The organism is Algoriphagus aquatilis (genome assembly GCF_042657405.1).
Taxonomy (GTDB): domain Bacteria; phylum Bacteroidota; class Bacteroidia; order Cytophagales; family Cyclobacteriaceae; genus Algoriphagus; species Algoriphagus aquatilis.
Genome location: NZ_JBHSKS010000003.1, coordinates 442,456 through 459,174 on the forward strand (window position 1 = coordinate 442,456; position 16,719 = coordinate 459,174).

14 protein-coding genes are annotated in these 16,719 nt (G+C 42.9%); 12 read left to right on the plus strand and 2 right to left on the minus strand.

Annotated features, from left to right (window positions below):
• Positions 1-28: 28 nt before the first annotated feature.
• Positions 29-1,732 carry a sodium:solute symporter family protein gene (locus tag ACFPIK_RS06260; protein WP_377913332.1) on the plus strand — a complete coding sequence of 568 codons (1,704 nt, stop codon included), beginning with the start codon at positions 29-31 and terminating at the stop codon, positions 1,730-1,732.
• 274 nt (positions 1,733-2,006) lie between these two features.
• Here the strand turns inward: ACFPIK_RS06260 and ACFPIK_RS06265 are convergent, their stop codons facing one another.
• Entirely contained in the window at positions 2,007-2,855 is an 849-nt protein-coding gene (locus ACFPIK_RS06265) for a DUF2911 domain-containing protein (RefSeq protein ID WP_377913334.1), read from the minus strand.
• Between the two features lie 183 nt (positions 2,856-3,038).
• Between ACFPIK_RS06265 and ACFPIK_RS06270 the strand changes: the two genes are divergently transcribed.
• Positions 3,039-3,959 (plus strand): 2-hydroxyacid dehydrogenase, encoded by a 921-nt coding sequence (locus tag ACFPIK_RS06270; protein WP_377913336.1) that lies wholly within the window; start codon positions 3,039-3,041, stop codon positions 3,957-3,959.
• A gap of 9 nt (positions 3,960-3,968) precedes the next feature.
• Complete coding sequence (locus tag ACFPIK_RS06275; RefSeq protein ID WP_377913338.1) at positions 3,969-4,811, plus strand: universal stress protein; 843 nt, start codon at positions 3,969-3,971, stop codon at positions 4,809-4,811.
• Here the strand turns inward: ACFPIK_RS06275 and ACFPIK_RS06280 are convergent.
• On the minus strand, positions 4,798-5,517 hold the full coding sequence (locus ACFPIK_RS06280) for a tetratricopeptide repeat protein (protein WP_377913340.1): 720 nt from the start codon (positions 5,515-5,517) through the stop codon (positions 4,798-4,800). The genes ACFPIK_RS06275 and ACFPIK_RS06280 overlap by 14 nt on opposite strands.
• Positions 5,518-5,763: 246 nt before the next feature.
• Between ACFPIK_RS06280 and holA the strand changes: the two genes are divergently transcribed.
• The 9 genes from holA to trmB all read left to right on the plus strand — a co-directional run bounded on the left by holA (position 5,764) and on the right by trmB (position 16,522).
• Positions 5,764-6,786 (plus strand): DNA polymerase III subunit delta, encoded by a 1,023-nt coding sequence (holA, locus tag ACFPIK_RS06285; RefSeq protein WP_377913342.1) that lies wholly within the window; start codon positions 5,764-5,766, stop codon positions 6,784-6,786.
• 24 nt (positions 6,787-6,810) lie between these two features.
• Positions 6,811-9,798, plus strand: coding sequence for a tetratricopeptide repeat protein (locus ACFPIK_RS06290; RefSeq protein ID WP_377913344.1), 2,988 nt, complete (start codon positions 6,811-6,813; stop codon positions 9,796-9,798).
• 4 nt (positions 9,799-9,802) lie between these two features.
• Positions 9,803-11,509, plus strand: coding sequence for a TonB-dependent receptor (locus ACFPIK_RS06295; protein ID WP_377913346.1), 1,707 nt, complete (start codon positions 9,803-9,805; stop codon positions 11,507-11,509).
• A 67-nt stretch (positions 11,510-11,576) separates the two neighbouring features.
• On the plus strand, positions 11,577-12,374 hold the full coding sequence (locus ACFPIK_RS06300) for an SPOR domain-containing protein (RefSeq protein ID WP_377913348.1): 798 nt from the start codon (positions 11,577-11,579) through the stop codon (positions 12,372-12,374).
• Position 12,375: 1 nt separating this feature from the next.
• A complete protein-coding gene (locus tag ACFPIK_RS06305; RefSeq protein ID WP_377913350.1) occupies positions 12,376-13,065 on the plus strand; it encodes a MotA/TolQ/ExbB proton channel family protein in 690 nt (229 codons plus the stop codon).
• Between the two features lie 2 nt (positions 13,066-13,067).
• Positions 13,068-13,457: an ExbD/TolR family protein gene (locus ACFPIK_RS06310; RefSeq protein ID WP_377913352.1), complete on the plus strand. Its 390-nt coding sequence runs from the start codon at positions 13,068-13,070 to the stop codon at positions 13,455-13,457.
• A 2-nt stretch (positions 13,458-13,459) separates the two neighbouring features.
• The gene (locus ACFPIK_RS06315) at positions 13,460-14,416 is read left to right on the plus strand and encodes an energy transducer TonB (protein WP_377913354.1); all 957 of its coding nucleotides are present in this window, start codon (positions 13,460-13,462) and stop codon (positions 14,414-14,416) included.
• Between the two features lie 159 nt (positions 14,417-14,575).
• A complete protein-coding gene (locus ACFPIK_RS06320; RefSeq protein ID WP_377913356.1) occupies positions 14,576-15,862 on the plus strand; it encodes a bifunctional folylpolyglutamate synthase/dihydrofolate synthase in 1,287 nt (428 codons plus the stop codon).
• Complete coding sequence (gene trmB, locus ACFPIK_RS06325; RefSeq protein ID WP_377913358.1) at positions 15,863-16,522, plus strand: tRNA (guanosine(46)-N7)-methyltransferase TrmB; 660 nt, start codon at positions 15,863-15,865, stop codon at positions 16,520-16,522. It abuts the gene before it with no gap.
• Positions 16,523-16,719 lie beyond the last annotated feature (197 nt).

The window sequence follows — 16,719 nt, forward strand, 5'->3', positions numbered from 1 at the left end:
TGTTTTACTGGTTATCTGTAGCCTTCGCATGAGTACGCTGGATTGGTCGGTTTTATTCTTCACGCTGGTTTCCATCGCGGTTTTTGGGATTTATAAAACCCGAGGTCAAAAGAGCCTGGAATCTTACCTCAAAGGAAATAAAGACAATTGGTGGACGATTGGTCTGTCCATCATGGCGACTCAGGCTTCTGCGATTACCTTTCTGAGTACTCCTGGACAAGCCTACGAAGATGGGATGAGATTTATCCAGTTCTATTTTGGCCTGCCTTTGGCGATGATCATTATCTCAGTCAGTTTCATCCCGATTTATTACAAGCTAAAAGTTTACACGGCTTATGAGTATCTGGAGAATCGATTTGACCTGAAAACCCGAACCCTCACCTCTTTACTTTTTATCATTCAAAGAGGATTGGCAGCAGGAATCACGATTTACGCTCCTGCCATCATCCTTTCCACACTTTTAGGTTGGAATCTGACTTGGACCAACATCTTCATCGGTGTTTTGGTCATCATCTATACCGTCTCAGGTGGGACTAAAGCTGTATCCATTACCCAAAAGCAACAAATGGCTGTGATGATGGGAGGGATGATTCTGGCAGGAATTATCGTGATCCAATTGTTGCCAATCTCCTTTGGAGAGGCTATGCATGTGGCTGGAAAGATGGATAAACTCAATGTGGTCAGTTTTGAATTTGACCTGGCTGATCGTTACAATATCTGGTCAGGAATGACTGCTGCGGTATTTCTGTTTCTGAGTTATTTTGGTACAGATCAAAGTCAAGTTCAGCGTTACCTATCCGGTCAGACGCTTACTCAAAGTAGAATGGGCTTGATCATGAACGGATTCCTCAAGATCCCCATGCAATTCATCATTTTGTTCATCGGAGTGATGGTGTTTGTGTTTTATCAATACGTGCAGCCACCGGTGATTTTCAATCAGGTGCAAACCGAACAGCTACGAAACAGTGAATACGCTCCAGAATTGGAAATGCTGGAGAAAAAATATTCGGAAAGCTTCGAATCCGGACGAGCTACTTACCAGGAAATGTTAGCTGCTATTGACCAAGGAAAAGAAGAAAAAGCAAATGAACTTAAATCAAAGGTCCAGTCCATCAAATCGGAACAAAATTCTATTCGAGAAGAAGTCAAATCACTAATCGTAAAAAATGATCCTACTGCCGAGACCCGTGACACAGATTACATTTTCATGCGGTTTGTGATGGATTATTTGCCTCCTGGCATTGTGGGTTTGTTGTTTGCTGTGATTTTTTCTGCTGCGATGTCTTCTTCTTCTTCTGAACTCAATGCGCTAGGATCCACGACTACAATTGATTTGTACAAGCGATCAATTAAGAAAGAAGGAACTGACAGACACTATTTGCTTTCCTCAAAAGTATTCACTGCATTTTGGGGATTGGGCGCAATTTTGTTTGCTACTTATGCCTCGTTGTTTGAAAATCTGATTCAGGCTGTCAACTTGTTGGGCTCCTTATTTTACGGGACGATCCTAGGCATTTTCATGGTTGGCTTTTTTATAAAATGGGTCAAAGGACAAGCTGTGTTTATTGGTGCCTTGATGTCACAAGCTCTGATCTTACTTGTTCATTTCAAAAATGGGGAAGGTATTCTAGGCTTCCATTGGGATATCGGATTTCTTTGGTACAATGCCTTAGGGTGTATGGCTGTGATGGTTTTTGCGGTAATTATTCAATTGATGCTGCCGAGAAAGTAGGTGTTTAACTTCCATTTGTGGGATTGCAACGGGAAAAAGTTCTACGTTCTTCCAGGTCGTTTAATCCATTGGTTTCCACTTTCTTTTCCAAGGGTTTTGTTTCAATTCGCTCGCGGAAAACTCATGGCTAATAAAGAGTTTAATCCCGGATGGGGGAATGAATAAAGCCATGAGTTAAGTCTAAGTAATTACCAATTATTAAACTTCCTGCCTTGCTAGCTTAGTGGCAATGATAAAAAAATAACCGGATCTCTCGACCCGGTTTCAATTTCCTTTATTTTATCGTTTTCATTAGCCTGTCATTCAAACCGACATAGTCTGGGTTTTTAGCTTCGATTGCCAGCTTTTTAGACTTATTGGCAGACTCGAGTGCTTCCGTTTTCATACCTAGTGCCAGTTCAATTTTGGCTCTGAGGTGAATGGTCCAATACTTAGGATCGTTGTCGGTAGACTGCTTGATCCAAGTATAGGCTTGGTTCATGTCCTTGTTGTTGATGAAGTAGTAGTTTGCTGCTTGATACAGTAGTGCAGGATTGGTGCTATTGGCATCGATCACCTGCTTTTTGATATCTGCCATGACGATCGGATCTACTTCTGTAGCGATCGTGAAATCTACTCGGGTTTGTTCCCATTTGATCGAAAGGTCAGCGCTGTTGTCCGTCAGGTTGTTGAAGCTCAGTTCGAAGGACTCATATTTTTTGCTGGTTTTAGAAGGGGTAACATTGAATCGGACCTGATCCTCCGCCTGATTATACCCGATCGCTCCCCAAAGTTTGGTGTTTTTGCTAAGGATAATCGTCCAAGAGGATTTTCCAGGAATCGAGTACAACGCGTATGAACCTGCGGGTACTTTTTGCCCCCCAACAATTACTTCTGTTGAGAAAGTCAAAATAGTAGCACCGTTGGCACCTGTTCTCCATACTTCGCCATAAGGTACCAGTTCACCGAAGATCTTTCTTCCTTTGGTACTTGGTCTGCTAAAGTCCGCGGTGACATCCGTCAACCCGACTTTCTGGGATATTTTGGCACTTGGACTGGCTTGTGGCATTTGGATTTGTTGCGCAAAGCTGCTAAACCCGGCAAAAAGAAGAGCCAGAAAAACGAGTTTGAATTTGTTTTGCATATAGGGTAAATAATTTTTGTTTATTGATTGGACTATCGCAAATCCTACTCCAATTTTTGGAATGGTCTGCAATTTGACAGTTTATTCGCTCATTTTGACAGGTTTTTATGCATATTTTATCAGTGGACTTTCTCAAAAAAGAGATTGAGTTAATTTTACTCACCTATCTCTTTAAATTAAAAAATGAGTCTTGCTATTATCAGTCCCGGAAGAAATCCTAAAGTATGGATCGATGCACTTCGTCACCATCAGCCTGACATAGACATTCAAGTCTATCCTGAAATTCATCGACCTGAGGATGTAGAAATGGCCCTGGTATGGCAGCATCCTCCCGGTTATCTCAATTCGTTTCCCAATCTCAAACTGATAAGTTCTTTGGGGGCAGGCGTAGATCATATTCTTTCTGATCCCGCAGTGCCTGAGTCTATGCCTATTGTCAGGATTGTGGATGAAAAGCTTACATGGTCTATGACCAATTATGTGGTCATGGGCGTTTTGAATTTTCACCGTCAGATCACTCGGTACCAAGCTGACCAAAAGAAAAAAGTGTGGGACATGTCCAATCCTGAAATCCCTGTTCGAGTAGGAGTGATGGGAGTAGGGGCCTTAGGTGGCGATGTCATGGATAAACTGAATTATCTCGGATTTCAAGTGTCCGGATTTGGCTTTTCGGAAAAGACGGATTTTCCTTATCCCTACTATTCCAAAAATCAATTGGGAGAATTTCTATCTCAAATCAATGTCTTGGTTTGCCTTCTACCACTGACTCCAGAGACAGAAGGAATTTTGAATTTTGAGCTATTTAAGCAATGCACCAAGGGAACTTACTTGATCAATGTTGCCCGAGGCAAGCATTTGGTGGAAGAGGATCTGATTCCTGCTTTGGATCAAGGTTTTCTTTCAGGTGCCATGTTAGATGTCTATCGGGTAGAGCCTTTGCCACAAGCGCACCCGTTTTGGGAAGAATCCAGAATTCAACTGACTCCCCACATTGCCAGTGTCACCAATCCTTTGGCTGCTTCTCCCCAAATAATTGATAACTTTAATAGAATTAATTCTAACCGGCCTCTTCAAAATCTTGTAAATCGAGAGAGAGGGTATTGATTTTTAGTTATGGAACAGACTTTCACGATTCTTTGCCCGACTGATTTTTCGGAATGCTCCTTGAATGCGATCGAATACGCATGCAGGATTGGTGAGAAGTACCAGGCCAATTTGGTGCTTTTTCACGTGCTCAATCGGGAAGATTACCTGAAACTTTCTCCAAGTGATACTGAAGGTAAGTATCAGGAAGAGTTTGTCTTTCAAAAACTTAAGAATCTTCAAAAAACTGTTTTGGAAGAAAGTCTTGCCAAAGGATTAAAGGATTGTCAAGTCGCATTGAAGGAGGGTAAAATTGTCCAAGGTACCCTGGACTTTGCAGATGAAATCAAGGCAGGATTGATCGTGGTAGGTACAGAAGGGATGAACGAACTGAGAGAAAATATCATTGGCAGCCGATCCAGTCGATTGGTGGAACTTTCAGACAGAGATATTTTGGTGGTGCCCAGAAGAGTTTTCTTCAAAAATCCCAGGAAATTGGTCTTTGCCTCAGATTACTTAGAAGAGGATAAGTTGGCCATCCAAAAAGTGGTAGAATGGGCGACTTTTTTTGATGCCGAAATTGACCTAGTGCATATTTCTTCTTCCCAAAAAGCGATTGAAAAAGCCCTGCATCAGACCATGATCGATGAGATCAAACCTTTTGTCAGGTATGAGAAAATCAATTTCGTGCTGAAATCATTCCGAGATGATCTTGCCCTAGGCTTGGAAAATTACCTTCAAGTGGCCAAAGGTGACATACTCGTGACGCTGAGTAGAAAGAAGAGCTTTTTTGACCAGATTTTCTCTAAAAACCTTTCCAAAAAGATGTCCTATTTTATCAATAAGCCCCTTTGGGTGATTAAGAGTTTTTAGGCTTTTTTCCGCTTAGCAATCCCTTCACAAAACCGGAAAACTCTTTTCTTGCCTCTTCATTACCAAGTACAGACTTCAGCGTTTTCCAAACGTGTCCTGCAGTCAGCTTCTTAGGTTCATTCACGGGAGTGAACTTTGGCTGGGGTATTTCATTGGATTTCTTTTCTCCAATGGCAGGAAGATCATCCTTCTTTTGAGTTGGCTTATAGCCTACAAGTTCATCTGCCTTTTCAAAGCTTCGTTTAGCACGTTCCTTTTGCCCCAATTTTTCCTCAACCAATCCTTTGTTATTAAAAGCAACCGCATCTTCAGGGTCAAGTTCGATGGCCTTTTCATAGTCTTCGATGGCACCTTGAAAATCTCCCATTCGGTCCTTTAAAAATGCTCGGCTGGAATAGCGGTAAGGATTGCGGGGATCCAGATTAGCAGCACGGTCAAGCTCGGAAAGCGCTTCTTCATTCTTTCCCATCAAGTGCAATACCACAGCCCGATCACTGATAAAATCAGTGTTATAGGGTTCCAATTCGGTCAAAAGATCGAAATCGGCCAAGGCCAATTCGCCTTTTCCTAATCTGGTTAGGATTCTGCCGCGATAGAGGTGTAGCTCACTTTTGCCCTTTTCTCTGATAATCAAGTGATCGAAAACAGCGAGCGCTTCTTCAAATTTTCCTTCTTGATAGAGTTGGTAACCAGTATTGAAATCCATTTTCTAAAAGACTTAAGACGCTAGACATAAGATGCAAGACTGAAAATTTCGGATTTCGGAATTTGGATTTCGAATGGGTAATGATGTCGTAAATCGTACTTCGTCAATCGTAATTTACCTGTCTAGCCCGCTGTCTAAACGAGTACACAAAGGTAAACCCCGTTTCCCAAACCAAAGTTTATTTTCCCTCTTTTTGCTTCAAAATCCCTTCGGCTGTTATCTTTAAAGCCAAGAGTAATTCCCCTTATGGCAGTCAGTCCCGAAGCAGTTCTCAAAGACCTCAAAGCGAAGAAGTTTGCTCCCATCTACTTTTTGCAGGGAGATGAACCCTATTTCATTGACTTGATTACCGACTTTATTGAGAAAAATGCCATCCCTGAATTTGAGCGTGGATTTAATCAGTTGGTGCTTTATGGAAAAGATTCTCCCATCAGTACCATCCTGAATAATGCCCGAAAATTTCCAATGATGGCCGAGCGACAATTGGTGGTGGTAAAAGAAGCGCAGAGCATTCCGGATTGGGGAAAAGAGGAGGCTCAAAAACTGCTTATTAGCTACTTAACCAATCCACTTCCGAGTACCATTTTAGTACTTGCTTACAAACATAAAAAGCTGGACGGGAGAAGTTCTTTGAAAAAAGAACTGGAGAAAAAATCGGTTTTTGTAGAGTCTGAGAAAGTCAAAGATTGGAAATTAACCGAGTGGGTAGATGGCTATTTTAGAGAATTGGGCCATCATATTGAGCCAAAGGCCAATCAGTTATTGGCTGATTCGATCGGTAATAATCTGGAAGTCCTGACCAATGAGGTAGGTAAGATGTTGATCAACTTCCCCGAACCCACCAAGTTTACGCCTGATCATATTTCTAAATTCATCGGAATCAATAAGGACTACAACAATTTTGAGTTGTCCAAAGCCATCGGATTCAAAGACGTGGTCAAGGCCAATCAGATCATTCATTATTTTATACAGAATCCCAAGGCTCATCCGGTCATTCCGATTTTTACCTTGCTTTATAATTATTTCAGTAAAATCGCCTTGATACATCGCGCGGGACCTTTGCCCGAAAATCAGCTGGCGAGTGCATTGGGTATTAATCCTTACGGGGTAAAAGAATACATAACCGCTGCCAGAAACTACAAATTGGGCAAGGTAATTGATGTATTCGGATACATCAAAGAGGCAGATCTTCGTTTCAAAGGAGTAGACTCCGGCAGTATGGACGAAGGTGAAATCCTCCGAGAGTTAGTGTACAAGATTTTACACTGATTACCCTAAACCAATTTAATCTACATGAAATACTACCTGGTGCTGCTTGCAGGCCTAGGTTTGAGCGTAGAATCTTTTTCTCAATCTACGCTGTATCAAACCGGCCAACAGCAAGCGTTGGATTACCATTTTGAGCTTTTCGATAAGCAGCTTTTTTCAGCCAGTCTCTATGACAATGCAAGCCTTTTGTCTGAATCACTCACCGAAGAGCAGCGGAAGAATGCCCAACTCAATCGTGCCATGTCGGCCCTTCAGTTGGAGAGCCCGGACGGTCCCGGTTTGATGAAGGCTTACATTTTCGATCATGGTAATCATCCGACCGTGGCCACTGCCGGGCTTTACTTAGGAAATCATTTTTTCTATAAAAGAAATTACAAGGAATCCATTGAAGCATTTGGCTTAGTCAATACCAAAGGACTGAATGAAGAAACCAAAGTAGATGTCCTATTCAAGCAAGGCTATGCTTATTTCCAGTTGAAAAACTACGGGCAGGCAGCGGGATACTTTGATCAAGCCAAGACCTTGAATCAGCCTGTCAGTCCGGATGCCTATTATTACAGTGGATTTATTGCGATGGAGCAGGGAAATACTTCCAAAGCTGTAGCTGATTTGCAGGCGGCAGGGAAGTCTTCCTTCTATGCTACCAAAGTTCCCTATCTCTTGACCGCACTTTATTATCAGCAGGGCAGTTACGATCAGGCAATAACTTATGCGGAGCCTTTGTTGGCTTCGAGTCAAAACTTAGATCGAAGGGAAACCATCCATTTGTATTTGGCCGAAGCCTATTACGCCAAGAAAGATTTTGCCAACGCGGCCAAGAATTATGATGCCTTTATCAATGCCAAAAAAGGAACACTTTCCCGAGAAGAGGTTTACAAGGCTGGCATCTCATTTTTTGAAATCAAAAATTACCAGAGAGCTACAGATTACCTGAAAGTCTCTGCCACTGGAAATGATGAAATCGCTCAGTCCTCTAGTTATTACCTTGGCCATTCTTACATCAAGCTGGACAATTTTGCTTTTGCTTCTACCAGCTTCCAGGCCGCTTCCAAGGTGTCTTTCAACAAGCAAATTCAAGAAGAGGCCTTGTTCAATTTTGCCAAGACCAACCTGCAAAGAGGCAGTTTTCAGATTGCGATCAGCACCTTAGATGAATATTTGGATACCTATCCATCGGGCAGGCATCGCACGGAAGCGGAGACACTTCTTTCTGAAGCATTAATCAATACCAATGATTACTTGCGGGCCATTGAGCAGATGGATAAGATCCGCACGAAGTCGCCAAGAATCCAGTCAGCCTACCAAAAAGTGGCTTTCTATCAGGCGATGGTGGACTACCGGGATCAAAAGTATAAGCAGGCAATTTCTTACTTGGATAAGTCTCAGGGATTTCCTTCAGACAAGGACCTCCTGCTGGAAACTCATTTCTGGAAGGGAGAGGTGCACACCGCTGATGGCAATTTGCCTCAGGCAATTCGATCTTATGAAGCTGCCAAGGCAATGAATCCTGCCAGTAGTCATCCTTTCTTAATCAAAACCCACTTTGGTCTTGGCTATGCCTACTTTAATACGCAACAATATTCAAAGGCCGAAGAGCAATTTCGCTTATATACTGAAAAACTCAGAGGTCGAGATGAGAAGCAAAACTATGACGATGCCTTGCTTAGACTTGGAGATTGTCAGTATGTGCAAAAGAAGTTTGGCGACGCTTCTGCTACTTTCCAAAGAGCTATTACTGAGCGCAACTCAGGAATTGACTATGCTTATTACCGATTGGCGGTGGTCCAAAACTTCCAAAATAGAAATGATGAAGCGCTAGCTCAGTTGGATCGCCTGATCAGTGGATTTTCAAGCAGTTTGTATTTGGAAGATGCGATGTTTCAGCGAGGCCAAATCTACCTGGAAGAGGTCCGCTATGCCGAAGCATCCCGTGCTTTTTCGGATTTGATTACAGGAAGACCAAGCTCACCGTTTGTTCCTTTCGCTTTGGAAGGCAGGGCAGTGGCCAACTTCTCCATGCAGCGATACGATCAGACGATTTCGGATTACAAGTCGATTTTGGACAATCATCCCAATGCGCAAAATGCTGAAACGGCACTGAAAGGTCTTCAAGAAACCCTCGCGCTTCAGGGTAGATCAGCTGAGTTTGGGGATTATGTGGCAAAATACAAAAGCAAAAATCCAGGCTCTGGAAATGTTCAAGGCTTGGAATTTGAGTCTGCCAAGAGTTTGTACATCGATAAAAACTACCCTCAAGCAGCTAGAGCTTTTGAAAATTACCTGAGAAGCTATCCTCAATCTGCACAGAAAGCCGAGGCCTTGTTCTTTGCAGGCGATGCTTTCCTTCAAGCCGGAGATACAGAACGGGCAATCGGTTATTTCAAACAGCTTGAGCGTGAACCTGCTTCTCCTCAGCGTGTGAGAGCCATGCAGAAGTTGGGTATGATAGAGTTGGATAGAAAAAATTATGCGGCGGCAATACCTTATTTGGAGACTGCTTCGCAAAATGCCCGAAATAAGGTGGAAGAAGCTGAAGCGGTGCAAGGATTGATGGTAGCCAATTTTGCTACTCGCAAATATCAGCAATCGATCACTTATGCAGATCGTCTGATGACTTTAGATGGAATCATTCCGGAGTCCACCCCAACCGCTCTTTTGACAAAAGCCAAGGCCCAGCGAGAAATGAATCAAAAGCCTCAGGCTGAAACTACTTTGCAGAACTTGGTCAGAGACCATAAGACCATACAAGGAGCAGAAGGCTTGTATTTGTTAGCTTTCTCTTATCAAGAAAGAGGGGATGTACCAAAGTCAAATGATGCCATTTTTGATTTCTCCGGACCGTTTGCGGATTACGATTTCTGGTATGGCAAGATGTTTTTGCTCTTGGCAGATAACTTCCAAAAGACAGGAGAAACCTTCCAAGCAAAGGCAACACTCGAGTCCATCGTAGAGCGCTCAACTAATGCGGAAATTAAGGCAGAAGCCCAGTCCAAACTCAAAAACCTGAACTAAACCAATGAATAGATTAGCGATATCCTTATTGTTTTCAGGCGCTTTATTGGGTGGCCTGACCTCAGCTTTGGCACAAAATCCACAAAGAGGTGCAGTGCAGGATCAGGAATTTGTGATTCGGAAAGATCGGGTGTTGACCGTGCCGACTCAGCCTCGATCTTTTGAGCGTCTGCCTGTGTTGCCACAGCCCAAGGGCATGGAGGATTTTAATTATGCCATCACCCCTTATTTCCTTTCTATTCCGGCACTGAAGCTACAGCCTACGCCAGTTCAGAAAGACTACCGGCAACCCAAGTTGGATTTGTTTCCTGGTTTTGTACGTGCTGGCTATGGCAATTTTGCTTCTCCTCTTTTGGAAGCGCGCTACATGTCCACGACTGCTGATCCGTTGAACTATGCGGTGAGATTTAAGCACCAAGGTTTTGGAAAAGGTCCTGCGGGCCCTTATGCCGATGGAAGTTCCGAAGCCCATACCAATCTTGGTGGTGATGTCAGTTATTTTCTGGACAAGGCAGAAGTATTTGGTGGATTGAGTTGGGGACAGGATAAGTACTCGTTTTATGGTGAAGATCCTAATTTTAGAATTCCTGATAATGTGGATTTTATAGGGCCTATCGTTGAAAACAATGTCCAAAACAACGTACAGTTCTCCGCCGGGTTCCGTGACATTGAGAAAGTTGGGCCATTTGGTTACGAAGCCAAGTTTGGTTTCAGAAGTTTCAAAGACAGCTATTTAGTTAGGGAGAATGAAGTTGGGGTACAAGGTGTGGGTAAGTTTAGACCAACCGATGACTGGTCAGGAAAAGTTGGGCTGAGCTATTTCTCTACTGCTACGGAGGATTTGAACTATGATCTGACCCGTACTTATTTTGCCATCCGACCAGAAGTTTCTTACATCTATGAGGCTTTCCGATTTACGGCAGGATTGAATATTGTCTCTGAAAATGATTCCCTTCCCGAAAAAGAAAGCGATTTCCGAATCTTTCCTGTGCTAAAAGCCAGCTATCAATTTGCGGATGAGTTTGGATTTTATGGTGAGTTCTCAGGAGATGTAAATCGAAATACCTATTTCAGCTTTGTTCGTGAGAATCCATTCCTTGGGCCAAGCTCCCAATTACTCAACACGGTGAACAATTACAAGATCGCCGGTGGGATAGAGGGGCAGTTTCAGGAAGTTTTTCATTACCGCGCCGGTGTAGATGTAAGCCGATTCAACAATATGCATTTCTTCGTGAACTCAATCGCAGATTCTGCACGATTTGAATTGGTTTATGATGATAAGACTACCGTAGTCAATCTCAATGCAGAATTGGGTATGAAGTTTTCTGACGTGTACACCTTGGGTTCGAGATTGGATTTGTACCAATATGACTTAAGCACTCAGACGGAAGCTTGGCATCGACCTGTTTGGGCACTTTCGATCAATAATCAGGTGAAGCCATTCAAGAAGCTTTTACTTCAGGCCAATCTAAATTTCATGGGGGGAATCAAGGCAAGAGGCAAGGAGCAAATTGAGGTAATTCCTCCTGTAGTTCAATCCATTGAGCTGAAAACAATAGCAGACTTACAGTTAAAGGCTGATTTTAAGGTCACAGACCGAATCTCCATTTTCGCAGAGGGCAATAACCTGACCAATGGAAAAAATATGCGTTGGTTGAATTATCCTGTTCGTGGCGTTCAGCTGATCGGTGGCGCCAGCTTCAAATTCTGATTATTCAGGGTTTGAGGTTGGGCTTTCCATTCATTTAGGTTAGTTTCGTAGCTTTCCCAGCATCAAGATGTCAGCAAAAGATACCGATACCCGTGAATGGTCAGATCCTAAGGATTATGGGCTGCCTTTTGTAGAAATTACTCCTCTTAAATCTCCACCTGATTCTTTCAAAACAAAGACAGAGGCAAGAGAAGAAGCTGCTATTTCTTCAAAAATTAAGACAGAAAAACCAACCAAGGAATCAATCTCTGTCGATGAAGTTAAGCCCAAAGTAGAAGCAGCAAAAGCAGTATCCAAGTCTCAAGAAAAGCCTAAATCGAATGCATGGGCTTGGGTGGTAGTGTTGTTGGCTGTTGTAATTTTAGGAGTGATTAGTTGGCAGCTGCAAATGAATAGCAGTAAAGAGGTTCAGGGTGAAGTTTTAGCTGAAAAGCTAGAAGAGAATGCAGCTGTTCAAAAGTCTGTACCTCCATCAGCATCTACACAAACTGAAGTTTCTCCAAGTCCTGTAAATCAAGACTCTATAACATCCATAAATAATTCAAATCCTAATCTTTCTAAACCCGCTGAAACTGGTACAACAATTGCCAATACGGTTTCAGGTAATTTGATTCGAATCGAATCCAAAGCTGAAAAAGTGAGGTATTTCATTGTCGTTTCAAGTTTACCAAATGAGCAATTGGCTTCAGAGATTGCAGCAAAATTTACCGGTAAATCACCGGAGGTTTATCTGATCTCTCCGTATGAATCCAGTCCCAATTTCAGGGTTGCCATTGGTAAGTTTGACACTTGGAAAGCCGCAGCTGACGAAGTCGCTCGAATTAAATCTCAGTATTCTGAAGATTTGTGGATTTTGAACTATTAATATGATCCTTCTCCAAACCCTGACAATTGATTCCCTGTCCACTGCGGACACCATGGCTACTGAAGCCACCAAACAAAACATCGGTCTTTTGGACCTCCTGCTCAAAGGAGGCTATATGATGATTCCGCTTTATTTATTGTTTGTGCTAGCGATTTTCATCTTTATCCAGAAGCTCATCACTCTCAACAAAGCTGCAAAAACACCCAGCCATCTCATGGATCAGGTGAAAGTTTTGGTTCAAAGCGGGCAGATTGATAAAGCCAAAATGCTCTGCGTTGGAGAAAATACCCCTGTTGCCAATATGATCGCTAAAGGTATTGAACGCATTGGTTCTCCTTTGAAGAATATTGAAGTGTCTATCGAAAACGTAGGGAAAATAGAACTCTATAAGCTTGAGAAAAATCTTGGCCTTTTGGCCACAGTTTCGGGTGCAGCCCCCATGATTGGATTTTTGGGAACGGTAACCGGGATGATTCAGGCTTTTATTTCTATTGCCCAAGAAGAAGGTAATGTGTCTCCTAAATTACTTTCAATGGGTATCTATGAAGCAATGATTACCACAGCTGCTGGTCTGGTGGTCGGTATTATCGCATACTTGGGATATAACTACTTGGTAGCGCAAGTTTCTAAGCTGGTTCATAACATGGAGTATACAACCATTGAGTTTATCGACCTTCTTCAGGATAAATAATCATGGGTCTTCAATCAAAAAATAAGATCGATGCAAGTTTTAGCATGTCCTCCATGACGGACATCATCTTCTTGCTCCTGATTTTCTTCATGCTTACTTCCTCATTTATTACTCCTTCTGGCTTGCCGGTAAACTTACCATCCAGCGAAGCATCGGACATAGTAATGCAGGAGGTGACTGTATCTGTGACAAAAGATCTTCGCTTTTCGGTGAATGACAAAGTCGTGAGCAGGGATCAGATCAAGTCCGAACTTGCCATCCTACTTGAGGGTAAAAAAGGTCAAGTTGTTTTGCACATTGACAAGGAAGTTCCCGTAGAATACTTAGTGGAAATCGGCGGAATCGCAGCTGGTCTTGAGGCCAATGTGTCCATCGCTACCAAACCCTACTAATCATGCAATCCTGGAATGCCGATCAAATAGAAAAAGACAGTAAGAAAAAGTCAGCAATCATTACTGTGATTGTGAATGTCTTGCTTTTGCTTGCTTTCTATTTTATCGTGGTTTGGCGACCACAAATTCCACCTTTGCCAACCTACGGATTAGAACTTAATTTGGGTTTTACTGATGTGGGCTCTGGTAATCGAAATAGCCCCAATCCACCTTCTGAGACCCCATCAGAAAGTGTAGAACAAGCAGCTCCAGGTGAAGTTGCCCAAGCTGTAACTCAGCCGGCCACTCCCGCTCCCACACCTAAAACTGAGACTGCCAAGCCAAAAACCGCCTCGAAACCAGCAGCCAATCAAGCAGTTACTACCAAACCATCCCCAATCAAGGGAGTGGAAAAAGCAGCGGTGGAAACCAAAAAGCCTGAACCAGTCAAAACTGAACCTACCAAGTCAGTAACCACCCCAGCCAAATCTGAAGCCGAACAAACTACCCAAAAAGCTCCCGAACAGCCTAAAATTGATCAAAGAGCGATTTTTGGAGCAGGTGGTACTTCGGGAAAAAGCTCGACTCCAGCTTCCGGTGGTGCACAAGGTTCTTCCAATGCCAAAGGCGATGAAGGTCGTCCCACCGGGACCGTAGACGGAAGAGCGATCATGGGAGAGGGAAGTGGAAAGGGTACTAATTCAGGAGCAGGATACAGCTTGGATATGGCGGGTTGGGATTTTGCCTCCAGACCTACTATCAATGATCGCGTTTCTACCAGAAATGGACGCATAGTTTTCAAAATTACCGTGGATGATTCAGGACGAGTTGTGCAGGCGGTTCCTTTGGAATACAATGTTTCCAATGATGTTTTGGCTTATTACAGGCAGGTAGTCAATCAGATTAACTTCAAAAAATCCGGTGGCGCAGCCCCTGACTTTTCTACCGGAAGAATCACCTTTGTGATCAAGGTTGATTAATCAGACTTCTTAAAAATAATCCAATTGGTAATTTAATTTCAATCTAGTGGGCTGGAAGACCGATGACCGAAGACCGAAGAAATCTGAGGTTAAACATTTTTTTTATCGGAATCGCCTAATGATTTTTGGAAAAGCTGACAAATTCAATTGGTTTTAGGAATGAATTACCAAGAAACGCTCGATTACTTATTTAATGCCCTCCCCATGTTTCAGCGGGTTGGCGCATCAGCTTTTAAGAAAGATCTGAACAATACCCTTGCGCTTTGTTCCCATTTAGGTAATCCGGAGAAAAAATTCAAATCGATCCATGTTGCTGGCACTAATGGCAAAGGTAGTACTTCACATACCTTAGCTGCTATTTTGCAGTCTGCAGGGTATAAAACCGGACTTTACACGTCTCCTCATCTTAAATCCTTTACCGAGCGGGTAAGAATAAACGGTCAGGAGATCACAGAGCAGGCAGTGGTTGATTTTGTAGAAGTCAATAAGTCTTTTCTAGATGAATTGAAGCCCAGCTTTTTTGAAATGACGGTAGCCTTGGCTTTTTGGTATTTTGCCAAAGAGGAGGTCGATATTGCCATCATCGAAGTGGGAATGGGAGGAAGACTGGATAGTACCAATGTGATTACTCCTGAGCTTTCGGTCATCACTAATATCGGTTGGGATCACATGCAGTTTTTGGGGGATACACTTCCTCTGATTGCCGGAGAAAAGGCAGGAATCATCAAGCCTGATGTCCCTGTGATAATCAGCCAAACACAAGAGGAAACTACCTCTGTATTTCTCAAAAAAGCAATTGAAAATCATGCTCAGATAACCTTCGCTGACCAAAAAATCCAGCTTCAAAAATTAACTTCAGATAATGGTCTTGCCAAGTATGCTGTTTCTGAAAATGGAAAAACATACACCTTGGAGTATGGACTGCAAGGTGATTATCAACTTTATAATCTTCCTGGGATTTTGGAAGCAGTCGACCAACTTCGACGGATGAGTTGGACGATTTCCGAAAATGCTCTTCGAAAAGGATTGAAAGAAGTTGCCCAGCTTACCGGCTTAAAAGGCAGATGGCAGATTTTGGTAGAAAAACCAACTGTCATTGCAGACACAGGCCATAACGAACCCGGAATTCGGGCCATTTTGAGTCAGTTGAAAAGTTATTCTTTTGATCAACTCTGGATGGTCTTGGGGATGGTACAGGACAAGGATATCTCCAAGATTTTGGCATTGCTTCCCAAGGATGCCCAGTATGTATTCTGTCAGGCGGATTTACCTCGTGCCATGCCAGCTGAATTGCTTGCTGAAAAGGCGGCTGAGTATGGTCTGAAAGGAGAAGTGATATCCGAGGTGAACCAAGCGCTTCAATTTGCCCGAAAAAATGCAGGTGCAGATGACCTGATATTTGTGGGAGGAAGTACTTTTGTGGTCGCAGAAATCGAAGACCTCTAAATGAGCAGAAAAAAGCTGGTTCGCTTCGCCCAAAATGAAGCCAATCCCAATGTCATTCAGGCTGGAAAGTCACTTTTTGAAACCATCAAAGGCAACTGGCACGAGGTGCAGTTTCAAAATCAACAGCCACTTGTCGTCGAACTCGCCTGTGGCAGAGGTGAATTTACCGTTGGTTTAGGTAGAGAATACCGAGATCAAAACTTCATCGGCGTGGATATCAAAGGCAGCCGAATTTGGAAGGGGAGTTCGACCGCCACAGCAGAAGGTTTAACTAACGTGGCCTTTCTGAGAACTCAAATCCAAAATTTGGATCAGTTTTTTGCCGAAGGCGAGATCTCCGAGCTTTGGATCACCTTTCCGGATCCTTTTCCTCGTGATGGAGATGAAAAGCGCCGATTGACTTCTCCTAAGTTTCTGGACATGTACAAGCCAATGATAAAGAGTGGCGGCTTGGTACATTTTAAAACAGACAATACCGGACTTTTTGATTACACCTTGGAATTGGTTCAAAGCCGAGCTGACATCGAAGTGTTGGCCTTTACCCATGATTTCTACCAAAGTGAGATGCGAGATGACCACCATGGGATCAAAACCCGCTATGAAAAGATTTTTTCTGATAAGGGAGAAAAAATCAAATATCTGAAGTTCAGATTTAGGTGATCCGTTGTCCTGCTTTTCCGAAAGCAGGACTTTGTGTTTAAAGGGATCCTGCTTCTGGAGAAGCAGGATACTGATGTTTGGCTCTTTACTAGTCGATGAAAAAAAGTAGGTCATAATTTGGAGTTATGGCCTTTTTTTATGGATATTGTATCTAGTTATTAGACTAGATATGGGTTATCCGACTAAAGTACAGCTCA